Raw genomic sequence first — 23,228 nt, 5'->3', positions numbered from 1 at the left:
GATCAGAGCCCCAGGTCACTGAGCCCGGGGTGATCGTCCGGGCGCCGCCCCAGGGGCCAATGGAACTTGCGATCCGCCTCGGCGATAGGTTGCTCGTTGATACTCGAATGGCGGTTCTGCATCAGGCCATCCTCGGCAAATTCCCAGTTCTCATTGCCATAGGCACGGAACCACTGGCCGCTGTCATCGTGGTACTCGTAGGCGTAGCGCACGGCAATGCGGTTGCCGGTGAAGGCCCACAGCTCCTTGATCAGGCGATACTCCAGTTCATGGTTCCACTTGCGTGTCAGAAAGGCCTCCACCTCGGCCCGACCACGGGGGAACTCGACACGGTTACGCCACACGGTATCGGGCGTGTACGCCAACGCCACCTTGGCGGCGTCGCGGCTGTTCCAGCCGTCTTCGGCAAGACGGACCTTTTCGATGGCGGTTTCGCGGGTGAAAGGGGGCAGCGGTGGGCGGGGCATCGTAGGCACTCCTCAGGTGGTTTATAGCTAGGAGCGTAGTCATCGAGGGCGGTACAGGGTATCGGCGTGCCCGGCACTTCATAATTGCGGGCGGCGGAATAATGTTGCTGATGTGCGGAGGCAGGGATTTACGGGTTGGTGGAGCTAAGCGGCAATGGCCGTAATCATAGCTCCAACTGGTCTACATACGATTCGAAGAACCAGTCAGGAATATCTTCTGTGCGATATTCAAGACGAATCCCTTCGGTAACTTCGGCCAACCAGAGCGCAGCACGGTCTGAGTTGTCGAAAATGTATGCGCGGTTGCTGAAAGCAATTGCATTCGGCAACAGGTCCAATGCTTTGGCATAGCGCTTCCGCACCAGGTCGGATCTGACAGGGTGGCCTCCCTCTTGGACGCGAATTGCTACGCGATCGATGTTGATTTCAGGGTTTTCTGTCGAAACGAAGTAGAGGTAGGTGCGGTATCCACGGGCCTGGGCGTGCTGCATGAATTCGACTTTGCTCGGGTGCGACATCACCGTCTCGAAACTGAAGCTCACTCCTCTTTTCAGCAACTGCTGGCGAATGAAATCCGAGATGACAGAGGCGAAGTAAGAGTCGACCTCAACGTTTCTGTAGTCGATTCTAGTGCCCAGCAGCCCGATGTGCTTGGCTTGCCCTGCTAGGTGCTTCTGGTGGACTAGGTAATGCTCGAGGTGAAAAGTGATCAGTTCTGGCAGGGTGATATCGATAGCAAAGGGTGAAAGGTCGATGAAACCTGTTGTTTTCGCTTCTTTCTCCAATTCATCGGCATTCACGAAAATGCGCGTAAGGGCGGGGGGCAGCTCAGCTTTGATCGTACTTTTGCCGGAACCATTCGGGCCTGCGAATACGCGAAGCCTAGGCGCCGTCATCCGCAGACTTCTCGTTTATCTTGCGTACGATAACGACCTCGCCAACGTTGACCCGACGCCGAGGCTTTGCTTTGCAGATGACGGTTTTCATACCGTCGGGGGCCTCGCGAACAAGATCACCATTGTCAATGCGCAGCACCCCCTGCGGGCTTAGCGTCAGTGCCCGCTGATAGGCGGAGTGTGTCGCTTCGCTGGCCAGGCGAGGGACCTGTTGCTCCAGCGCATCAAGGTCGCTTTCAGCGCGGTTGTTGACCTTTTCAGGCATGGACGAATACCTCCAGGCAACCTGTAACAGATTGCATACACTGGAGGCATGATAGCGCCGACTCGGTGGAAAGACATCAGTAGGGTGCATTGGACAATCCTGCAAAACGTTCGCCACAGAGTCTCGCACAAAGCCGTTTGCATATTTTCGCTACGAGATGTAGTCCGTTTCCGGTTCGCATTTCTGTGGCGCCTTGGCGCGCCCGCCGAGCCATACCAAAAGCAGCCCCGCAGCCGCCAGCAGCCCACCTGCCATCGGTACCGCCGCGTAGCCCAGGTTCAGGCTGATCACCCCACCCCCGAGCGCAGCGCCCACGGCATTGCCAAGGTTGAACGCGCCGACGTTGATCGAAGAGGCCAGCCCTGGGGCCTCGGCGGCGGCGGTCATGACGCGCATCTGCAGTGGCGGCACCACGGCGAAAGTGAAGACACCCCACACCAGCAGCGCGAGTGCGGCGCCCAGGTGACTGCCCAGCACCAGTGGCATCAGCAGCATGAGCACCGCCAAGGCACCCAGGAAGATCCGTGCCGCGCTGTCCAGTGACCAATCGGCCAGGCGGCCGCCGAGGCTGTTGCCCAAGGTGAAGCCCACGCCGATCAGGACCAGCCCGAGGGTGACGAAGCTGTCCGAGGCACCGGTCAGCTCGGCCAGCACCGGCGCCACGTAGGTGTACAGGGTGAACATGGCGCCGGCACCCAGCACGGTGGTGGCCATGGCCAGCAGCACGCTGGGGCGGGCAATCACGGCCAGTTCCTTGCGTACATGGGGCACGCTGCCGCGTTCGCCCTTGGGCAGGGCGTACCACAGCGCGGCCATGGCCAGCAGGCCGAGTACCGCCGTGCCGGCAAACGCCATGCGCCAGCCGACCTGCTGGCCGACCCAGGTGGCGGCAGGCACGCCGCCGATGTTGGCGATGGTCAGGCCCATGAACATGGTCGCCACGGCGCTGGCCTGTTTGTCCTTGGCCACCACGCTGGCAGCAACCACGGCGCCCAGGCCGAAGAAGGCACCGTGGTTGAGGCTGGTGACCAGTCGGGAGGCCAGCAGCGTGTAGTAGTCCGGCGAAAGTGCCGACAACAGGTTGCCCAGGGTGAAGATGGCCATCAGCGACATCAGCGCGGCGCGCTTGCCGAAGCGGCTGAACAGTAAGGTCATGATCGGTGCGCCGACCATCACGCCGATGGCGTAGGCGGTGATCAGCATGCCCGCGCTGGGGATGCTTGCATCGACGCCTTGGGCGATCACGGGCAACAGGCCCATGGGGGTGAATTCGGTAGTGCCGATGCCGAAGGCGCCGATGGCCAGGGCGAACAGGACCCGTTTGGGAGAAAGCGTGCTCATCGAGCGCTCCGGATGGGATGAAGGGGGGGTAGGAGCAGCCTTGTGCTGCGAAGAGGCCCGTAAACACAGCGAAGATTCATGCTGTGTTCACCGGCCTCTTCGCAGCACAAGGCTGCTCCTACAGTGCAAGCTGCAGCGGCGGGGTGATCAGTCCCAGGCTGGCGCCAGGCTATCTGGGCTGACTTCACGCCCGTTGCGTTCGAGCGTGGCGATGCGCGCCATGTCGTCGGCGTCCAGGCGCAGGTCGCGGGCGAGCAGGTTGCTGGCCAGGTTTTCGCGTTTGGTCGACGACGGAATCACCGCATAGCCCAATTGCAGGGCCCAGGCCAGGGCCACTTGCGCGACGGTGGCTTTGTGCTTGGCGGCGATCTCGGCCAGCACCGGGTCTTTCAGGACCTTGCCATAGGCCAGGGTCATGTAGGAGGTGACGGTGATGCCCTGATCCTGGAGGAACGCGGCCAGCTTGGCATTCTGCAGGTAAGGGCTGAGCTCGATCTGGTTGGTGGCGATTTCGCCCCCGCCAACCACCGCGATGGCCTGCTTGGTCAGGTCGATGTTGAAGTTGGACACACCGATCTGGCGGGTCAGGCCTTGCGCCTTGGCCTCAGCCAGGGCCGCCATGTACTCGCGCAGCTCGACGCCATTGCCCGGTGCCGGCCAGTGGATCAGCAACAGGTCGACATGGTCGGTACGCAGTTTGGCCAGGCTCTCGCGCAGGCTGGGGACCAGCTTGTCGGCGGCGTAGTTGTCGACCCAGATCTTGGTGGTGATGAACAGCTCGCTGCGCGGCACACCGCTTTCGGCGATGGCTTGGCCCACTTCGGCTTCGTTTTTGTAGATCTGTGCGGTGTCGATGACGCGGTAGCCCAGCGCCAGGGCCGACTTGACCGAATCGATGACCGCTTGGCCGGTGAGGCGGAAGGTGCCCAGGCCGAAAGAGGGAATGCTCATGATCTTGCTCCTGATGAGGCTACGTGAACCGAACGATGCTTGATGTGGTTGTTCAGGTGAGGGAGCAGTGTGCGGCTTCTCCAGAAGGTGATAAAGCCGTCGTCACTCCAAAGTACTTTGCGTCTGGAGCAAGAATTGGCGCTTGAGGATAAACGCACCGAGAGGTAATGGCGTCGCGATGCGCGCTCTGCGTAATCGCTTTTCAATGGCAAGCAGGTATTCATCTACCACCGCCGCCTGCAGCGCAGCTGATGTGATTGAGCCCCAATTTAAGCGGAGCGTTCGATCATGCCGATGGCAACCCATAGCGACAACCTGCTGGACGAGTTGATCGCCAGCCGCCTTCCCAACTGGCTGGCCAGTGCCACACCGGAGCGTCTGAGGGCACTGAACCTGTGCCTGAGCCAGCAAATGGACGTTCAGCAGCAGCTACAGGGTCTTTACCAAGGGACTACTGGGCTCGATGACTTTGCCGCCCCCCTGTTACAACAGGCCCTGCACGATCAGCAGTTGCAGCTGGACGTGAGCAAGGCGCAGATTCAGTTGAAAGTCGTGCTCCCTGCACCCTTGGCAAAACTGCTGGGCAAGCCGCAAGTGCGGTTTTTCAAGCATTCGTTGCTTGAGGCCGCACTGCACAACTTCAGTGCGGGTGAGGCGGCCTCTCAGGACGGCGCGACATTGCTCGATGAAAACGCCAGCCCCCTTGCATTTGCGCCCGTGGCATTCGCTGAGCTTTGTCGCACGCTCGATGTGGGCAAGCAGTATCAGGACTACCTCAAGGCCCGCTATCAAGCCCCGTTAGAGGAGGGGCACCGTGTCAACCGGATAATCGAAGAGGGCCACCGGGCAGCATTGGAGGCGGCAGTGCGGCTGTCGACCTTGAAGGGTGAGATCAATGAGCGAAGCTATCAGCTGTTTCTACCGCTCATGTCATCTGTGCCCACCGAGGGCAGTGATTCAGCGGTGTTGATCCCCAAAGCCCTGCGGCTGCTCGGCAAGCAAATTCGTGGGGCTATGGCCTTTGAAGTGCGGCAAGGCGGGCAGGCAACTGCACCTCTGGAAGGCGTACTTTGCTGGATCCCAGGTGACGAGCAGGGGGCACTTACCTGGTATGGCAACTGGGACACGTTGTTCAGTAGCCTGGGTGAGCTGTTCCGGCTGCCCGGCTATGAGGCGTTTTTCCAGCGCTTCATCGGCCAGCGCGACCGAATGGCCTTCACCCAGGCGTTGAGCAAAGCAAAAGCAGCGCGTGCTGCCCACCTGCCTGCCGAACTCGACGGCCGTTATGAAGCTATCGAGCTGCCGCTGTTCGAGCACATGCGTAAGGTGCAGCTCGACACGTTGCTTGATGATGCCAGGGTCTTGGCGGTACCCACGGCAGATCAGGACAGTAATGAGCGCAACGCGCGCCTGCACTTCTACCTGGATGTAGGCTTGTCCGTGCTTGGGGTAGCGAGCCTGTTCGTGCCTTGGTTGGGCTTGCCCCTACTGGCCATTGCGGCGGTCGAGGTGGTCTCGGGGGTGTACGAGGGCTATGCCGATTGGCAACTGGGCGACCGGCAGGGAGCGCTCGAGCACCTGTTGGGCGTTGCCGAGAACATCGCTCTGGTCGGGGTAGGTGTCGGCGTCGGCGTAATTGCTGGGCGTGTGCTCAAAAGCGCCGGCCTGGTGCGCCGGTTGGTGCCCGTGCGGTTGACTGAGGGGCAGGTAAGCCTGGTACACCCCGAACTGCCGGGTTACGAAGTGCTGGACGACACGTTGGCGGTGGGTGAGCGAGGCGGCGAGGCAGGGCAGGAGCGACTTCGCACCCACACTGGCACCTACAGGGTCGCTGAGGATCCGTTGACACGACAGCTGTGCATTTTGCACCCAACGCGCCTGCAAGCCTACGCGCCGTTGCTGGAGCACAATGGTGCCGGCGGCTGGCGCCATGCGCTTGAAGTTCCGCAGCAGTGGCAGGATGCAGCGCAGATGTTCAGGCGTTTGGGTAGCACGCTGAGTGAGGTATCCGATGCCACGGCAAACGATGTGCTGCACATCACCGGCTTTGATCAAGCACGCGTACGCCGCCTGCATGCGCAGAATGCGCCAGCCCCCGCGCAACTGCTCGATGCCCTGCAACGCTATCAGCTGCATCAACGTGAGCCCGGGCTGCAGGGCGCAGCATTCGAGCAACGGTTACAGGCGGAGCAGCCTTTGGCCTCCCCTGAAGCAAGTATTCTTCGGGGTGCTTTCCCCGGGCTGAGTGTGCGTGGTGCGCAGGAGATCGTCGCCAATGCCGAGCCAAGCCTGGTGCAGCGCATGATCACTCAGCGGAAAGTGCCCATGGCGCTGGCTGGCACTGCCCGCTGGTACCTGCGCGATGCGCGCGTGGACCGCGCCTGCGCGGGCTTGTGGCAAGCACCGGCGATCAATGCCGATACCGAGCGGCTGGCCCTTGGGCTGATCGAAGGCTGGGCGCCTTGGCCTGAGGGCGAAAGGGTGGAGATACGCCATGCGACTAGAGAGGGTGAGTTGATCGCCTGGGCAGGGGCAAACAACGCCGATCAGGTGCGTATTATTGTCCGAGGTAACGACCAATACCTGGCTTACAGCGGCACTGGCACACAGCTGACTAACGTTATACAGGGTGAGAGCCTCTTCGAAGCGTTGCTGAAGCAGCTGGATGCAGCGCAGCGCAGTGTGCTGGGGGAGGCAGGGCAGTCCGCCACGCAGTTGAGTGATGGCTTGAGACAGCGCGTAAACGCGCGCCACGAGCAGGTGGGACAATTGATTGGGCTGACCCCCGCGTCATTGGGCTTGAGGCCACTCGCACGCGTGAGCGGCGGGCGTTTGGGCTATCCGTTAAGTGGCAGGCCGGGTATGCGGCTGCCAGAAGAACAACCTTCGTTGGGGATCGACGAGGCGCAGGTTCGGCCCCTTCTCGAAGGCCTGCGGCGCCTGTTCCCGGACCGCGAAGAGCAAACTCTGCGCCAGTACGCGCAAGCTATTGCCAGTACGCCAAGGCGGGATGTCTGGAATCATTATGCTGACTTGGCCCGGCAGGTCAGTACGTTGCGCACCCGCCTGGATACCTGGAGCCTGGCCGGGGATGCGGCGCAACGCGCTGCAGGTGCGGACCGTGGTGTGCGACTGCATTGGAGTGCGTCGCGAGCGATCATGGCGCAAGAGATTCTGCAGGCTTGGCATCCACAGTTGCCAGGTGAAACGCCAACCTTCCAACTTGATCTTGACGGCGCGCTGACCGGCGGGGTGCCACCGTTCCCGCACACCGTTGGCTGGGGCCGACTGAGCGGCTTGACGTTGCGCAACACCAGCGCAACAGAGCTGCCGCCCTTCACTGCGCAACACTTTGCCGGCCTGCGTAGTTTGAGATTGATTAATACCGCCTTGGAGGCATTGCCTCAGTGGCTGTTAAACCTTGAACACCTCACCCACGTGAGCGTGCGAGGCAACCGCTTGGCGGCACTGCCGGCTCAACTTTCGCGCATGGCGCGTTTGTCGAGCCTGGACCTGGGGCACAATCGCTTGACGGTGATCCCGCAAGTGCTTGGCCAACTGGGCGAACTGCGGACCTTGAATCTGGAAAGCAACGGTATCGTCATCGATGCACAAAACGCCGCTCGGCTCGAAAGCATGCAACAGCTGGAGGTGCTGATACTCGACGGTAACCCGCTGGCGAGCATGCCTTCTTTGGTCAGAAGCATCGAGTTGAGACGGGTTACGCTGCGCAACACTCAACTGCAGGCGTTTCCAACCGAGCTGCTTGGCCAGCATCCGGGTATGAGCCTAGCGCTCGAGGGCAACAGGATCGTTGAGCTGGATGAGGAGTCTTTGCGATTGATCGCTCGCGACAGGGCGCGTATTTGCCTCGATTACAACCCCTTGTCCCAGGCGTCTGTTCAGCGACTGGACGCCAATGATCGCTTGGAACCGATGGATCCGTTTGCACCTCAAGAGGGGGATCAGATGCTTGCAGATGACCCTCAGCGCGTGCAGGCACTTCGCGCCATCTTGATAAGGATTGGCAACCAGGTGACCAATGCCAGTGCGCGTCTGCCACAGCAGGAGGTGCTGGCTGCACATCTCAATGTGCTTGAGCAGGCCAGTACGTTGCGAGAAAGCCTGGAGCAATGGTGCGGCGACGACCCTAACCGGCTGGCCTTTGCTCGGCGTCTGCTTGCCAGCTGGCTGCCGGAGGTGCCGGGAAGCGTATCGCCCCCCCACGAGCGACATTTTGCCCTGCGCATTGACGGTGCGCAGATTGGTGCATTGCCGCAGTTCCCTGACACGATCAGCTGGGGGCGGCTGCGATGGCTGCGGCTGGTAAACATCGATTTTTCCAGCGTTGCGCCTGACTACTTCAGCCGCTTCACTAATCTGATTCAGTTGCGGATCAACAACTGCCACCTCAGCGAAATACCGGCATGGGTCTGTGACCTGCGCAGGCTGGATGATCTGTCATTGTCCAATAACCAGTTGGTGTCGCTGCCTGAAGGCTTGGAGCGATTGACTGAATTGACGACCCTGTTTCTGAATGACAACCGCCTCACCCAGGTGCCCGACGCTTTGCGCGGACTTGGCCGGCTTCAACAGTTGGGCCTGGCGAACAACCAGATTGTCGTGGATGTCGGTGGCGCCGCTCGACTGAACGCATTGTCAGCACTGAGGATGCTGGACCTGAACAATAACCCGCTCGGTAGCCTGCCGACGCTACCACAAAGCACTTCACTGGAGAGAGTGGCCGTCGCCAATTGCCAACTGAGCGAGTTCCCATTGGCGTTTATGCGTGAACACCCCAACGTGACGCTCAGGCTCGATGGTAATCGTATCAGTGAGTTGAGTGAGGAAGCAGTCCGCTTGATCCGAGCGAACCCTCAGGGCGTCAACCTCCAGCTTAATCCACTGTCTGAAGACAGCGCGCGTCGGTTGGCGGCTGTCCAGCCAGCGTTGGAACCCGCGCAACCGCCTCAGCCGGAACCACAGTTGCAAGCTCAGGCTGCCCGTGCGCCGGAACGTGTAGTGGTAAGGATGGCGAACCCGCAGGCTCAGCATCATGGCGTCGACGCCTCGCGTGATCGGTGGCTGCAAGGCCTGCCCTCGCCACTTCAGCAGCAACGGCAAGCGCAATGGGCGCGTCTCACGGCAGAGCCAGGTGTCGAAGATTGGTTGACGTTCCTGGAAGGTTTGAGTCGAACTGCAGATTTTCAACAGGATGTTGAAGCCATACAGGCGCGAGTGTGGAGCCTGATCGACGCCTGTGAATTGAACGCACGCGTTCGAGGGGCCATTTTCGATGAAGCGCAACGAGACGGCATGGCCGAGAGCTATCTCGCCCAGCTCGATCGGCTTGAGTTCGCCCGGGTTCGTGCGCTGCGCACTGAAGGCCTGCTGGGTGATGATCTTGAGCGTGCCTATGTGCAGTTGGCTCGCGAACAGTTGTCCCTTTTGCAGGAAGGCAGGCCTGAAGCACTTATCGAAGCGCTTGCAGGCAGCAGGTACTGGCAGGATTATCTCCATCAGCGCTTTACCGAACGGTTTGATGCTCGGCTACTGGATTTCACTGCGCGCGTGGATGCGTTGGATGCCCTGGCGATCAATCCAAATGAATACATGCAACGTATCGCAGTGCTGGCGGCTGAGCGAAACGCTGTTTTCCATACGTTGATTCGTGAACTCACCGTTGAAGCGTGCATGCGTCATCCTGCGCAGGAGCATTAAGTACCGCAGTGGTGAGGGAGAAGGCTGTTTATCTCTGGCTTTGACCAACCAGAGAAGCCGCCAATGCCCTCACCACAGCCTCAACCCAACGCAGTGGATACCCTGATCGCCAGCCGCTTGCCGGCCTGGCTTGCCAGCGCATCCGAGGATCACCTGGGCAAACTGCGGGTTAGTCTGCAGCGCCAGCAACGTAGCCAGCACCGCCTGGCTGAGCTGTTTTCCCGTGTCACGCCACTGGACGCTTTTGCCAAGACGCTGATTGACCAGGCACTGAGTGATCGCCAGTCGCCGGCGCTGGATGTGCGTCAGGTGAAGTTTCGCACCACCACCACCCTACCGGTTGCATCGGTGGGCCCTGGCGGGCTGGGTAAGTCGGTGAGCGAGATCGCTGAAGTGAGTTTGCTGACGGCCGCGCTGCACAATTTCAGCGAGCATGAGACACCACCCTCTGGTGCTTTTCAAACCCGCGTCATCGTCGATGCGCAAGGTGAACCGCAGTCACTGAGCCCGCAGGCCTATGTAGCGCTTTGCCGAAGTGTGGACGTGGGAGGGCGCTATCAGCGCCATCTTGAGTCAATTCTGTTAGTGCCGGGTGTAAAGGGCAAGCAGGTGGAGACCCTGCTTGAAGACAGCGCGCGTGCCAACCTGGAGGCTGACGTACGTCTGGCTGTGCTCAAGGGCGAAATTGATGAGCGCCTGTACCTGCAGTTCCTCCCTGTGCTTTCAACGGTGGCCGTGGTGGACTCCGACACTACGCGCCTGTTGCCATTCGATCTGCGTGTGCTGGGCAAGCAACTGCGCGGCGTGTTGGCTTTCGAGGCGCGGCGAGGGGGGCTGACGAGTGCGCCTCTGGAGGGTGTGGTGCTATGGGTTCCCGATGACCCCCACGGTCCGCTGCAGCGTTTTGCGACGTGGGATGAGTTGTGGCACGGCCTGGGCCGACGATGCCAGGCGAAGGGCTACCCAGCCTTCATCCAGCGGTTCATCGGCGAGCGTGACCGCTGTGCCTTCAGCCGCACACTGCGTCGATTGCTACAGGCCAGAGCGGGCGCGCTGCCGATTCAGCTAGACGGTCGCAGCCAAGCGATTGATCGGCCGTTGTTCCCGCATCTGCGAAAAGTCCGCCTCGATACGCTGCTGGACGATGCACGTGTACTGGCCACGCCAACTGCCGAGGCAGACCAGGCTGAGCGCGAACGACGCATGGGCGACTATGCCAGCGCAGGGTTCGATCTCTTGGGGTTGGCCAGCCTGTTTGTCCCTGTTCTTGGCCTGCCGCTGTTGGGCATCGCTGCCTTGCAGATCGCTGACGAAGTCTATGAAGGGTATGCAGATTGGAAGCTAGGTGACCGTGAGGGCGCGTTGAACCACCTTTGGGGCGTTGCCGAAAACGTGATTGCCGGCGTTGCCGTGGCATCGATTGGGCTCGTAGCGGGACGATTGATCGAGCGTTCGGCGTACGTTGATGCGCTGGTGCCGGTGTTGAAGGCACACGACGAGGTTCGCCTGATCGATGCCGAACTACCCGGCTACGCGGTGCCGCAGTTGGGGTTGGCCGTTGGCGAGCGTACCCGCGTGGCCGGGCAGACACGGCTGCGCACCCACCTGGCAACCTACCAGATAGCCGAGGATGCGCAAGGCGCGGGCTTGCGTATTCAGCACCCCAGCAGACCGAGCGCCTACTCGCCCTGGCTCGACAGCAACGGCGAGGGCGGTTGGAGCCATCAGTTGGAAACCCCCCAGCACTGGCAAGGGGCGACGCAGTTGATGCAGCGCTTGAACAGCGCATGGGCGGCGCTTGACCCCCTGACGGCCGAGCGTGTCATGCACACGACCGGCTTTGATGAGGCGCGCCTGCGGCGCCTGCACCTTGAGCATGCGCCAGCACCGGCGCGGCTGCATGATGCCTTGCAGCGCTATCAGTTGCATGCGCAGTACCCTGAATTGCACGGCGATGCGTTTGAGCTGCACCTGAATGGGCTGCAACGCCCGCTGGAGGCGGCAGAGCAGCTGTTGAAGCGTGACTTCCCCGGACTTACCCCGCGCGCTGCGCGGGAGATCGCCCAGCGTGCCGGCCCTGAAGAGGTCGAGCGCATGATCGGCACCCAGCGCGTGCCGCTTGCCTTGGCCAGCGAAGCGCGCTGGCTGTTGCGTGACAGCCGCCTGGACCGTGCCTGCGCAGGCTTCTATCAAGCGGCGGCGGTGAACGCCGACACCGAGCGGTTAGCATTGGGCGTGCTCGCCGAGGCGGCGCCATGGGCACAAACCGTCCGGGTCGAGCTGCGCAACGACAGCCTGAGCGGGGACCTGCTCGCCCACGTCGGGGCAGAAGGGGCCGCTGACGTGCGTTACGTCATCAGGCGTGGCCAGGGTTACCAGGCGTTGCCTGCAACCAGCGAAAATGACAGCCTGTTCCAGGCACTGTGGTGGCACCTCGATGAGGCGCAAAAGCAGGCGTTGGGTGAGGGTGGCCAGACCGGCGAGAGGCTTGGGCATGCCTTGGCGGTGTGGGCCGGTGAGCAACGCGAGCGCGCAGCAACATTGCTTGGCATGGCGCCAAAAGAGGGGGTCGCTCGTCCGCCTGTGCGCTTCGGCGATGGTCGCCTGGGCTACCCACTGAGTGGTGGCGATGCTCTGCGCCCACCGCGCGGTCAGGTGCTCACCACGGCAGGCATGCGCGCTCGCCAGTCCATTCGGGCCGGGCTGCACCAGTTGTTCCCGCACCGCCCAGCACAGGATGTGATGTGGCTGGCGCTGCAACTGGCGCAAAGGCCAGGGCGCACGGTTTGGGTCGCTTTCAGTGAATTGGCCAGGCAGGTTGAACGGCTCGACGTGAGCTTGCGCGCTTGGCGGGGGCAGGCCACGGCCGTAAATTACCATCGACGTCAGCGCGTTGGGCAAATGATTCGCGAGGCCTGGGAGCCCGATTTCTATGGCCCTGGCGGGGTCGATGAGTTGATTGTACGCAACGAGCCTGTGGGCAACCTGCCTGTACTCCCGGCAGATCTTCACTTTGGGCATTTGCATCGCCTGAGCTTGAGCAATGTCGGGATGAGCGCGCTGGAGGGAGATTTCCTCGGCCGCTTCCCTCAATTGCGAAGCTTGCAGTTGAGTGGCAACAGGCTGATGGCGCTGCCCGGGCTAGGCAACCTGCGTCGCTTGGTCAGCCTGGATGTGCAGCACAACCGGTTGACTGCCCTCGAGGGGGTGCAGCACCTGTCGTCATTGACCCAACTGATCGCGAATGATAACGCGCTCACGGAGGTGCCCGGGTTGGCCACCCTGACCCGGCTCACGCGCATTGACCTACGGGGCAACCAGCTGGCCGCGCTTGACGGTGTACAGGGCCTGACACTGCTGACCCAACTGGACCTCAGTGACAACCTGCTGTCAGCGCTTCCGGAGCAGATTCACCGGTTGATCCGGCTGCAGTACCTGAACCTGAGCAACAACCAGTTCACGTCGCTGCCAGGGGGTATTGAGCGCATGGTCGGCCTGACCCAGTTGAATCTTTCAGGTAATCGCCTTGGCGAGCTACCGGGCACACTGAGCGGGCTGACCAGGCTGTTGCAACTGCACCTGGCCGAGAACAGGTTGCGCAGCGTACCTGCGGTGATTGGCAATATGCCCAGCTTGAGAATCCTCAATTTACGCGGCAACCAGCTTGAGGCGATACCCGAGGGTTTGGAGCGGCTGCGGCAGTTGACCGAGCTGTACCTGGCGGACAACCAGATCGTCATCGACGTGGCAGGCGGCCGACGGCTGGAAGCGTTCAGCGAGCTGCGAACGTTCAGTTTGAAGGGCAACCCCATAGGCATGATCCCGCCACTGCGCAACCTCGACCACTTGCGCCATCTGTCGCTTCGCGCGACCGGCCTGAGTGAGATCCCACTGGTGTTTCTGGAACGTCATACACAGGTGTACGTGGACCTTGCCGACAACCTGATCGTCGAGCTGAGCGAGCGAGTATTGGCGTGGATTCGGCAACACCCTAACCGGCTCAACTTGAACAACAATCCCCTCGATGAGCAGGGCCTGGCGCGTTGGCGGGCTGTGTGGGCGCAGTTTGATACGCTCAGCCAACGCGGCTGACGCCGCTGCGGGCGGGGTGCTTTGCATAGTTACCGCAAACGCCTCGCCCTGCACTGGTGCAATCGCAGCTCCGGCCCAAGGAGCCTGCGATGCCAGATCTACCCTTTGCCAGCGATTCCACCAACGCCCTGATCGCCAGCCGCTTGCCTGCTTGGCTCACAGCGGCCTCACTGGAGACCCTCTACGCCCTGCACGAAAGCCAGCGCTGGCAGCAGCAGGTGCAGCATGAGCTGCACGGTTTGCTGGCGCGGATCACGCCATTGGATGCGTTTGCCGCGCCGTTGCTGCAACACGCATTGCAGGAACAACACTCACTGACACTCGATGTACGCCAGGCCACGCTGCGGCGCAGAACCTTGCAGCGCTTTCCATCGTTCGTTGCCCAGATCCCAGATGGGGTCAAAACGCAGGTCTACCAGCACAGCCTGTTGCAGTCGGCACTGCACAACTTCACCGAGGGCGAAACCCTCGCCACTGGGCTCATGCAGGGGAGTGCGGTGTTGGACAGCGAGGGGCAAATTCTCGGTCTGTCGCCCAAGGCATTCACCTTGCTGTGCCGCTCGCTCGACCTGGGCGGCCAATACCAGGCTTACCTGCGGGGGCGGTTGACCCCAGGCGGGGAGGCTGGCCGGCAAATCGAAGCGTTGATGGAGGAGGGCTTTCGCGCAAGCCTGGAGGCCGCTCTGCGACAGTCGCTGGTCAATGGAGAGATCGTGGCGCATGCCTGTGAGCAATGTGCGCCGCTGGTGGCCATGGTCGCGACCAAGTCAGCGATCGCCGGGTTCGAACCGCGGCAGATCAGGGTGTTTGGCCAGCGGGTGCGAGGGGCCGTGGCCTTCCAGGTCCGTCATGCTGGCCAAGAAGGCGTGCTCTGCTGGATCCCCGATGACCCTCACGGCCCTTTGACCTGGTTCGCCTCCTGGGACTCGCTGTTCCTAACGTTGGGCAAACAGTTCCGCTTGCCGAAGTACGTCGAGTTCTTCCAGCGGTTCATCGGTGAGCGAGACCGAGAAGCCTACACGCGAGCCCTGGACAACGCGTTGAAACGTGCGGGCCAAAATGCCCCTGTTCAGCTCGACGGCCGCCACGAGGCGATCGAGCTGCCGTTGTTCGAGCACTTGCGCAAGCAGCAGATCGATACCCTGCTGGACAACGCCAAAGTGCATGCCGTGCCCACCGCCGCTGTGGATGCCCAAGAGCGGGACCGGCGTTTGCACTTCTACCTGAGCTTTGCCCTCGACGCACTGGGCTTGGCGAGTTTCGCCTTACCGGTGCTGGCGTTGCCGTTGTTGGGCATCACAGCGCTGCAGGTGGCGGACGAGGTGTACGAGGGGTATGCCGATTGGCAGTTGGGTGACCGACAGGGCGCACTGGAGCATGCCTATGCCGTGGCCGAGACGGTGATCATGACAGCAGCCAATGTCGGCGCGGGTGCTGCCTCGCATCGCTTGGCCCGTGCAGCCGTGGTCGATGAATTAGTCCCCGTGCAGGCCAGTCAGCACGGGTTGAAACTGTGCGACCCTGAGCTCCCCGGCTATGCCGTCGAGGGGCCAGGCGCTGTGGGGCAACTTACCGTGGCAGAGGGGCGAGAGTACCTGCGTACACCGGTAGCAAGGCACTTGACCGACCTGGACGCTGAATCGCAGCAACGGCGCGTCCGCCACCCTGTCCGCGTCAATGCCTATGCGCCCTTGCTTGAGGGCAATGATGCCGGCGGCTGGCAGCATGAACTCGAACGCCCCCACGAGTGGCAGGGGAGTGCTCAGTTGTTGCGTGACCTGGGCCATGACCTGGCGCAACTCGATGACCAGGTGGCCCATGAAGTGTTGCGTGCAACCGGGCTCGACGAGGACCGACTGCGCCGGCTGCATGTAGAACACGCACCGCCCCCTGCGCGGCTGCTGGATGCCGTGCAGCGTCATCAACTGCATGACCAGTTGCCTTGGTTGCGGGACGAAGGCTTCGAGCGTCATCTGCAGGCGCAGCAAGCGCCCCCCACGGCGGACGAAGCCCTGTTGCAGCGTGACTTTCCCGGGCTCACGGTAAGCGGGGCGCGGGAAATCATCGAGCACGCTACCGAGGCGCAGGTCGAGCACCTGCAAGCACGCCAGCGCGTACCGCTGGCCTGGGCCGAGCAGGCGCGCTGGTACCTGCGAGATGCGCGCCTGGACCGCGCCTGTGCAGGCCTGCTGCAAGCGGCAGCGCTCAATCGCGACAGCGAGCAACTGGCCTTGGCCTTGATTGCCGACCGGGCGCCCTGGCGAGCTGTACGCATAGAGCTGCGCAGCGGCACGCTGACCGGCGAGCGCACCGCCTGGGCGGGTGCCCAGGCCGCCACTGAAGTGCGCAGCGTGCTCAGAACTGCCAAGGGCTATCAGGCCTTGGATGCCTACGGGCGCCCCTTGACTGCGGCCCAGGCCGAAGACAGCCTGTTCCAGGCGCTGTTGCTGCAGCTCGACCCGTGGCAGCGTCGGGCGCTGGGTGAAGCCAGCGAGTCCCCGCAGGCACTGGCCGATGCCTTGTCGAAGTGGGCCAGCGAGCAGCGCGACAAGGCCGCCACCCTGCTGGGCATGGCGCCGGTCGGGCTGGGTTTTCGGCCACCGGTGCGGCTGGGCGATGGTCGCCTGGGCTACCCCCTGAGTGGGCGTGGCGAAAGCAGCAATCGCGCACTGCGCCGGGGTATTCAGCGGCTGTTCCCTGATTACGATGACAGCGCCCTCGAAGCCTTCACGAATACCGCCCGCGAGCAGGGGCTGACGCCCTGGAACTACTACCTGCAACTGTGCGAAGCGCTGCGTGCACTGGATCAGGCGTTAGGGCGCTGGCGCAGGCAATCGTCCGGGCCGATCCAGTTGATCAGGCGCACGCGCATGGCACGGCGCATTCGGCATGCCTGGCAGCGACGCGTTCGTGATGCCAGTGGCAACCCCATACTGGTCCTCGAAGGCACACGGTTGGGCAGCCTGCCCGACCTTCCGCCGGCGGTGAATTTTGATCATGTGACCGCGTTGACACTGCGCAACCTTGAGCTGACGGCGGTCAACGCCGATTTTCTCGCCCGCTTCCCGCGGCTGAACCAACTGGACCTGTCGCGAAACCGGCTGACAGCCATGCCCGATACCTCGCACATGGCGAACCTTGAATGGGTCGATCTCAGTCACAATCGCATCGTTGACGTCAGTGAGGCGCAGGCCGCCTTGCTGCGGGCCAACCCCGACAGCGTGCGTTTACACGGCAACCCGCTGTCACCGGTTGCGCTTGAGCGTGTGAATGCTGCCCCGCCCGCGCCAGTCGTGGAAAGGGTAAATGAGCATGAACAGTGGTTCGAGGGGCTGAGCGAGGCGGAAGCCGCCCGTCGTCGCGGGCAATGGGAAGCGCTAAGCGCCGAAGCCGACAGCGCTGCGTTCTTTGGGTACCTCGCAGAACTGCTGCATTCAGAAGACTTTACCCGGCAAGCGCAGGGTATGCGGCGTCGTGTCGGTGAATTGCTCAATGCCATGTTTCACCATACCCATGTGCGGCGTGCAGTGTTCGAGCAGGCCGCCATGCCGCGCGGGCGGGCTGACCTGGATGTGCTGATCGTGAGGCTGCAGGTCGCGCTGCGCACCGATGGCCTGCGAGGCCGGCGGGTCGAGCGTGAGTTACGCAACCTCGGCCGTGAGCTGTTTCGGCTCGATCAGGTCGACCGCTTTGCCGCGCGGCACATCGAACGCTTGCAAGGGCGGCCAGGCCAACTTGATCAGGACGAAATCTGCTTGGCATTCCGGGTGGGGCTTGCAGAGCCGTTGAGCCTCTATGGCCAACCGACCTACCTGGACCTTCAGCACGTCGATACCGTAACGCTGGGCGACCTGGCCGAGGCCGAGGCTGCCGTGCACCGGGCCGAGACGCCAGAGGCGCTCAGCCAGTTCCTGGTGCAGCAGGCGTTCTGGCAGGACCACGTGCGGGTCGAATACAGCGCGCAGTTTGCAGCCATACGCCGCAGGTATGGTGCGCGTTTGGCCGCGCTGGTGCCAGAGCCGGGCCAGGACCATGCGCCAAGTGGGCCGGTCAATGCAATCGTTGCCCAGCGCAGGGAAGAGGAGCAGGTACTCACGCTCACCCTTGCGCGTGGCAACCCGTGGACCTGGTATCGGCTTGAACCCCCGCATGGGCTCGGTACCCTTGCCTATGCGCATTTGTCGCGGCAGCTTGAACACAGCTTCGAGGCCTGGCGAGGGCAGCCGAGTGAGCCGGAATATGCTGCGCGGTCTTACCTCGCCGGTGTGTTGCGCGAAGCCTGGCAGTCAAATTACCGAGATGAACTGCCGTCCCTGGGCTCATCCGTCGATGGGCTGGCGGTCAGTTCGCTTCCCGATCTACCGGCCGGCATCCTGTTTGAACGCCTGCGCGCGTTGTCGCTGCGTAACCAGCAGATTGCCACACTGAGCGGCGACTTCCTGCGGCGCTTCCCCAACCTGGAGGACGTCGACCTTTCAGGCAATCAGCTCTCGGCCTTCGAGGGGCTTGAGCATCTGCCGCGCCTGCGCAGGTTGAATCTGGGCGGTAATCTGCTCGAGACCTTGGACGGCTTGGGCAATGCCAGGCAACTGACGGACCTGGACCTCAGTGGCAATCAGTTTGGCACGCTACCGGCCGGTATCGAGCAATTGGAGCACCTGGCCAGCCTCGACCTTTCCTTCAATCAAATCGCTGAGCTGGATGACCGCGCAGGGCAGCTGCCGAACCTTGAAAACCTGCAGCTGGGTGGCAACCTGCTGAACGATGTGCCACGCAGCCTTGGCAACCTCGCCCGGCTAAGCATCCTCAACCTCAGTGCCAATCAGTTGGCCCGCGTGCCGGAGCATTTGAATGGCCTCGGCCGGTTGACCCGGCTGTACCTGAACAACAACGCCATTGTGTTGGACGCCCAAAGCGAGTTACGACTGGAATGGTTCTCCCGGTTGCAAGTCCTGAGCCTGGAAGGTAACCCGTTGGGCATGGCGCCGAGGCTGCACTACAACGTGCAACTGCGCTACCTGTCATTACGGGCGACCGGCTTGCGCAGTGTGCCCCTGGCGTTGATGCGGCGTCATCCCGACATGGTCGTGGACTTGCGTGGCAACCGTATCGCGGCATTGAGCGAGGAGGCACTCGGCTGGATAGAGGCGCATCCGGAGACCGTAAACCTTGAGCACAATCACTTGAGCGAGGCGGTCATGGCGCGGGTGCGCAATGCGCTGGCGCGTCTGCAAGCAGAATGGGCGCGCGCGGCAGAAGCGGGGGAGGTGAGCGTGACCAGGAAGCCACCGGGGCGCAGGGGCTGACGGGCGGCGGTTGAAGAGGGGTGTGTAACAACGCCCCTGACCCGCCAGAGCGCGGGCCGGGGGCGATGAAGATCAGCGGCGGCGGAACAGCGGCAGCGGCTGGTCGGCGGCGGCCTGGTAGGTCACCGAGAAGTCCTTCAGGCTTTGCAGTGCGTCTTCCGGGTCCTTGTCGGCACGGATGGCAAACGCATCGAAGCCACAACGGGCCATGAAGAACAGCTGGTCGCGCAGCACGTCGCCAATGGCGCGCAGCTCACCGGTGAACTTGTAGCGGTCACGCAGCAGGCGCGCGTTGGAGTAGCTGCGCCCGTCGGTGAAAGCCGGGAAGTTCAAGGCGATGACCTGGAAGTGCTGCACGTCTTCGCCGATCTCTTCCGCTTCTTCGTCGCTGTCCAGCCAGATACCCAGGCCGCCGTCGCGGGCCTTGAGCACGTGGGCATGGTCGCGCCACAGTTGCAGCGGGACGATGTAGTCGTCGCAGTTGGTCAACTCGTCGAACGACGTTTCCTTGGGCAGCAGGTGCCAGGTTTCGTCGACGATCTGGTTGTTTTTAATGATTCGCTGCATAGACGCGTTCCTTGAAGGGGTCGATGCCGATACGCTGGTAGGTGTCGATGAAACGCTCTTCCTCGGTACGCTGCTCTACGTACACGGCGATCAGCTTTTCAATCACATCGGCCATGGCGTCCTGGGCGAAGGATGGGCCGAGGATCTTGCCCAGGCTCGCGTCACGCGCAGCGTTGCCGCCGAGGGACACCTGGTAGAACTCCTCGCCTTTCTTGTCCACGCCGAGGATGCCGATGTGGCCCACGTGGTGGTGGCCGCAGGCGTTCATGCAACCGGAGATGTTCAGGTCGATCTCGCCGATGTCGAACAGGTAGTCCAGGTCGTCGAAACGGCGCTGGATGGATTCGGCGATCGGGATCGACTTGGCGTTGGCCAGCGAGCAGTAGTCACCGCCCGGGCAGCAGATGATGTCGGTCAGCAGGCCGATGTTCGGCGTGGCAAAGCCACCTTCGCGCAGCTCCAGCCACAGGGCGTGCAGCTGGCGCTGCTCAACGTCGGCGAGGATGATGTTCTGCTCGTGCGAGGTGCGCAGGAAGCCGAAGCTGTAGCGCTCGGCGAGGTCCGCCACGGCGTCCAGCTGCTTGTCGGTCAGGTCGCCAGGGGCAACGCCGGTGGGCTTGAGCGACAAGGTCACGGCCACGTAGCCAGGGCGCTTGTGGGCGCGGGTGTTGCGCGAGCGCCAGCGGGCGAAACCGGGGGCTTCGGCGTCTTGGGCGCTGTAGTCGACGTTGTCCAGGGCCAGGTAGTCCGGGTCGACAAAGTGGCGCGAAACACGCTGTACTTCATCTTCGGTCAGGGTGCTGTTGCCGCCGCGCAGGTGGACCATTTCGGCCTCGACCTTTTCGGCGAACACTTCAGGCGTCAGTGCCTTGACCAGGATCTTGATCCGCGCCTTGTACTTGTTGTCACGGCGACCGTAACGGTTGTACACGCGCAGGATGGCGTCGAGGTAGCTGATCAGGTCCTGCCAAGGCAGGAACTCGTTGATGAACGCGCCGACCACCGGGGTACGCCCCAGGCCGCCGCCAACCAGCACACGGAAGCCCAGCTCGCCCGCTGCGTTGCGCACTGGCTCCAGGCCGATATCGTGCACTTCGATGGCCGCGCGGTCTTCTTTCGAGCCGTTGATGGCGATCTTGAACTTGCGCGGCAGGTAGGCGAATTCCGGGTGGAAGGTGGTCCACTGGCGGACGATCTCGCACCAAGGGCGCGGGTCGATGATTTCATCCGCGGCAACACCGGCGAACTGGTCGGTGGTGGTGTTGCGCAGGCAGTTGCCGCTGGTCTGGATCGCGTGCATCTGCACGGTGGCCAGCTCGGCGAGGATGTCTGGGATGTCTTCCAGCGCCGGCCAGTTGTACTGCACGTTCTGGCGGGTGGAAATGTGGGCATAGCCCTTGTCGTAGTCGCGAGCGATCTTGGCCAGTGTGCGGACCTGGCGCGCGTTCAGCTGGCCATAAGGCACGGCGACACGCAGCATCGGGGCGAAACGTTGGATATAAAGGCCGTTCTGCAGGCGCAGAGGGCGGAATTCTTCTTCGCTCAGCTCCCCGGCCAGGTAGCGGCGGGTCTGATCACGGAACTGCTTGACGCGGTCCTCGATGATCCGCTGATCGTACTCGTCGTATACGTACATAAAAGTCCTGTCTCAGGCTGCATGCAGCTATTCGCGCGCACGGCCGCGCACTCCGGTTCGGAGCTGGGGAACGATATCAGAGTGTGTTTATGCGCTAAAGTGATGTTTTTGCATATGAAAAGAACCAAACGAACTAAGTGAGACTGACTGGCATTTGTTCGTCCGCCTGTGCCGTGGGTTTATACTCGCGGGTTTGTTGCAAGGGGTGTAACCGCATGCTCAAGGCGCTTTGCCAAAGCTTGTGCCTGAGCCTGCCGTTGGCAGCCAATGCGCAGGCTGCTTCCGTCGTGTTCCTTAACCCAGGCTTGTCCACCGAGACATTTTGGGTCAGCTATGCGCGCTTCATGCAGGCAGCGGCTGACGACCTGGGCATGACGCTGCGGGTCGAATACAGCGAGCGCAATGCCGAGCGAACCCTGAGCCAAGCACGGGCGCTGCTCAAGGGCCCGCAGCGGCCGGACTACCTGGTGCTGGTCAACGAACAGTATGTGGCGCCGGAAATCATCCGCCTGTCGAAGGGGACCGGGGTCAAGCTGTTTCTGGTCAACAACGGGCTGACGGCCAGCCAGGCACAAAGCATCGAGGCGCAGCCCGAGAAGTACCCTCAGGTGCTGGGCACGCTGACCACCAACGACGAGCAGGCCGGTTACCAGATGCTGCACCAGATGGTTGCCTTGCTCCCGCGCACTGACGGGCCGGTGGACCTGGTGGCTTTCGCCGGGGTCAAAACCACGCCGGCCTCGCAACAGCGCGAAGCGGGCATGCGCCGTGCCTTGGCCGACTTCCCGCAGGTGCGCCTGCGCCAGGTGGTGTATGGCGGCTGGAGCCGTGAGCGCGCCTTCGAGCAGGCGCGTGTGCTGCTGCAGCGTTACCCGAACACCACGCTTGTGTGGTCGGCCAACGATGAGATGGCCTTCGGCGCCATGCAGGCATTCGAGGCGGCTGGGCGCATGCCAGGGCGCGATGCCGTGTTCAGCGCCGTCAACAGTTCGCCCGAGGCGTTGCGGGCGCGGGTCGACGGGCGCCTTGGGGTGTTGATGGGTGGGCACTTCACCTTGGGTGGCTGGGCCATGGTCATGCTGCACGACGATGCGCGCGGGCTGGTGGTCAATCGCGATGGCCTGCGTGAGCACAGCGTGCCCGCGCTGCAGTCGATTGACCAGGCAAAGGCGCGACGCTGGCTCAAGTTGCTCGAGCAGGCTGATCATGGTGTCGATTTTCAGCCCTACAGCGCCGAGGGGCGCCCGGCTGACTACACGTACCCGTTTCTGACCGCACCGATGGATTACTGAATGCATTGCCACTTGGCGGCGTTGGCGAGGGATGCGGGCTTGCCAACGCCTGAGCGTCGCCCGTCGCCAGACAAAAGACCTTGCTTGAGGAAAGGGCATTGCTCGTCTTAACTGCTGGAGGTGAAGTGCATTCCCATAACCACAACAAGAGGCAATGCAATGGGAAACTCAACCAAGGTCCGCAAAGCTGACAGCAGTGTCGATGCCTGGGCGATTCTTTGCTTGATCGTCCTGGTGGTGGTCACCGCCGTGTATTGGGTCAGCCACCAGTAGACTGCCATTCAGACCGTGATGCAGCCAAGGCGCCTGCGGGAGGGATTCCCGCAGGCGTTTTCATAGGCTCAACGCGCAGTCATGTGCATGGCCAATTGCACCAGGCCGATCAGTATCAGAATGAACAGCAGGGTGAACACGGTACCCATCGCAATGAAATGGCTGGCTTTGCCGTGGGTGAAATCGCGTGCGCGGTTCTTGCCGCTCTGCACACCGAAGGCGGCGGCGAGGATGCTGTGCAGCATTTGCCAGAAGGTGGGGGGCTTGCCTTGGCTTGAGTCGTCCATGGGGGCTCCTGGGTATTCGGAGGCAATCAGGGACAGTGTAGGCAATGGAAGGGGTGTTGGCTTTGCTGGCCTCTTCGCGGGCAAGCCCGCTCCCACAGGAAGGGCGCGCAAATCCCTGTAGGAGCGGGCTTGCC

At 62.4% G+C, this 23,228-nt stretch carries 12 protein-coding genes; 4 read left to right on the top strand and 8 right to left on the bottom strand.

Annotated elements, in window-relative coordinates:
• Nucleotides 1-2: 2 nt before the first annotated feature.
• From OO306_RS18510 to dkgB, 5 genes are all read right to left on the bottom strand, one after another.
• The gene (locus OO306_RS18510) at nucleotides 3-467 is read right to left on the bottom strand and encodes a nuclear transport factor 2 family protein (RefSeq protein ID WP_027593888.1); all 465 of its coding nucleotides are present in this window, start codon (nucleotides 465-467) and stop codon (nucleotides 3-5) included.
• Nucleotides 468-631: 164 nt separating this feature from the next.
• Nucleotides 632-1,363 carry a zeta toxin family protein gene (locus OO306_RS18505; RefSeq protein WP_265969561.1) on the bottom strand — a complete coding sequence of 244 codons (732 nt, stop codon included), beginning with the start codon at nucleotides 1,361-1,363 and terminating at the stop codon, nucleotides 632-634.
• Complete coding sequence (locus OO306_RS18500; RefSeq protein ID WP_265969560.1) at nucleotides 1,350-1,628, bottom strand: hypothetical protein; 279 nt, start codon at nucleotides 1,626-1,628, stop codon at nucleotides 1,350-1,352. The genes OO306_RS18505 and OO306_RS18500 overlap by 14 nt, the downstream gene beginning before the upstream one ends.
• A gap of 150 nt (nucleotides 1,629-1,778) precedes the next feature.
• Nucleotides 1,779-2,969 carry an MFS transporter gene (locus OO306_RS18495; RefSeq protein ID WP_265969559.1) on the bottom strand — a complete coding sequence of 397 codons (1,191 nt, stop codon included), beginning with the start codon at nucleotides 2,967-2,969 and terminating at the stop codon, nucleotides 1,779-1,781.
• 147 nt (nucleotides 2,970-3,116) lie between these two features.
• Nucleotides 3,117-3,920 (bottom strand): 2,5-didehydrogluconate reductase DkgB, encoded by an 804-nt coding sequence (dkgB, locus tag OO306_RS18490; RefSeq protein WP_265969558.1) that lies wholly within the window; start codon nucleotides 3,918-3,920, stop codon nucleotides 3,117-3,119.
• 288 nt (nucleotides 3,921-4,208) lie between these two features.
• Between dkgB and OO306_RS18485 the strand changes: the two genes are divergently transcribed.
• From OO306_RS18485 to OO306_RS18475, 3 genes are all read left to right on the top strand, one after another.
• Nucleotides 4,209-9,641, top strand: coding sequence for a DUF6543 domain-containing protein (locus OO306_RS18485; protein WP_323055834.1), 5,433 nt, complete (start codon nucleotides 4,209-4,211; stop codon nucleotides 9,639-9,641).
• A 63-nt stretch (nucleotides 9,642-9,704) separates the two neighbouring features.
• Nucleotides 9,705-13,733 (top strand): leucine-rich repeat domain-containing protein, encoded by a 4,029-nt coding sequence (locus OO306_RS18480; protein ID WP_265969556.1) that lies wholly within the window; start codon nucleotides 9,705-9,707, stop codon nucleotides 13,731-13,733.
• Between the two features lie 89 nt (nucleotides 13,734-13,822).
• A complete protein-coding gene (locus OO306_RS18475) occupies nucleotides 13,823-19,039 on the top strand; it encodes an NEL-type E3 ubiquitin ligase domain-containing protein (RefSeq protein WP_265969555.1) in 5,217 nt (1,738 codons plus the stop codon).
• Between the two features lie 72 nt (nucleotides 19,040-19,111).
• On the opposite strand, the gene OO306_RS18470 is transcribed toward OO306_RS18475, so the two are convergent.
• Both OO306_RS18470 and OO306_RS18465 read right to left on the bottom strand, forming a co-directional pair.
• Nucleotides 19,112-19,606 (bottom strand): DUF934 domain-containing protein, encoded by a 495-nt coding sequence (locus OO306_RS18470; protein WP_099453512.1) that lies wholly within the window; start codon nucleotides 19,604-19,606, stop codon nucleotides 19,112-19,114.
• Entirely contained in the window at nucleotides 19,590-21,242 is a 1,653-nt protein-coding gene (locus OO306_RS18465) for a nitrite/sulfite reductase (protein WP_099429897.1), read from the bottom strand. The genes OO306_RS18470 and OO306_RS18465 overlap by 17 nt, the downstream gene beginning before the upstream one ends.
• A 215-nt stretch (nucleotides 21,243-21,457) precedes the next feature.
• Here OO306_RS18465 and OO306_RS18460 point away from each other — a divergent pair, with 215 nt between their 5' ends.
• Nucleotides 21,458-22,534 carry an ABC transporter substrate-binding protein gene (locus tag OO306_RS18460; protein ID WP_186678854.1) on the top strand — a complete coding sequence of 359 codons (1,077 nt, stop codon included), beginning with the start codon at nucleotides 21,458-21,460 and terminating at the stop codon, nucleotides 22,532-22,534.
• Between the two features lie 341 nt (nucleotides 22,535-22,875).
• Here OO306_RS18460 and OO306_RS18455 read toward each other — a convergent pair whose 3' ends face one another.
• On the bottom strand, nucleotides 22,876-23,094 hold the full coding sequence (locus tag OO306_RS18455) for a DUF2970 domain-containing protein (RefSeq protein WP_099453514.1): 219 nt from the start codon (nucleotides 23,092-23,094) through the stop codon (nucleotides 22,876-22,878).
• Nucleotides 23,095-23,228: the final 134 nt, after the last annotated feature.

The sequence above is a fragment of the Pseudomonas sp. DCB_AW genome, assembly GCF_026240895.1.
GTDB classification, from domain to species: Bacteria; Pseudomonadota; Gammaproteobacteria; order Pseudomonadales; family Pseudomonadaceae; genus Aquipseudomonas; species Aquipseudomonas kermanshahensis.
Note: the sequence above shows the minus strand (reverse complement) of the source record. Positions and strands in the feature narration are given on the sequence as shown.

Excerpts from the sequence above, each read along its gene's own strand:
- OO306_RS18510 (WP_027593888.1), bottom strand. The coding sequence starts at position 467 with ATGCCCCGCCCACCGCTGCCCCCTTTCACCCGCGAAACCGCCATCGAA.
- OO306_RS18505 (WP_265969561.1), bottom strand. The coding sequence starts at position 1,363 with ATGACGGCGCCTAGGCTTCGCGTATTCGCAGGCCCGAATGGTTCCGGC.
- OO306_RS18500 (WP_265969560.1), bottom strand. The coding sequence starts at position 1,628 with ATGCCTGAAAAGGTCAACAACCGCGCTGAAAGCGACCTTGATGCGCTG.
- OO306_RS18495 (WP_265969559.1), bottom strand. The coding sequence starts at position 2,969 with ATGAGCACGCTTTCTCCCAAACGGGTCCTGTTCGCCCTGGCCATCGGC.
- dkgB (WP_265969558.1), bottom strand. The coding sequence starts at position 3,920 with ATGAGCATTCCCTCTTTCGGCCTGGGCACCTTCCGCCTCACCGGCCAA.
- OO306_RS18485 (WP_323055834.1), top strand. The coding sequence starts at position 4,209 with ATGCCGATGGCAACCCATAGCGACAACCTGCTGGACGAGTTGATCGCC.
- OO306_RS18480 (WP_265969556.1), top strand. The coding sequence starts at position 9,705 with ATGCCCTCACCACAGCCTCAACCCAACGCAGTGGATACCCTGATCGCC.
- OO306_RS18475 (WP_265969555.1), top strand. The coding sequence starts at position 13,823 with ATGCCAGATCTACCCTTTGCCAGCGATTCCACCAACGCCCTGATCGCC.
- OO306_RS18470 (WP_099453512.1), bottom strand. The coding sequence starts at position 19,606 with ATGCAGCGAATCATTAAAAACAACCAGATCGTCGACGAAACCTGGCAC.
- OO306_RS18465 (WP_099429897.1), bottom strand. The coding sequence starts at position 21,242 with ATGTACGTATACGACGAGTACGATCAGCGGATCATCGAGGACCGCGTC.
- OO306_RS18460 (WP_186678854.1), top strand. The coding sequence starts at position 21,458 with ATGCTCAAGGCGCTTTGCCAAAGCTTGTGCCTGAGCCTGCCGTTGGCA.
- OO306_RS18455 (WP_099453514.1), bottom strand. The coding sequence starts at position 23,094 with ATGGACGACTCAAGCCAAGGCAAGCCCCCCACCTTCTGGCAAATGCTG.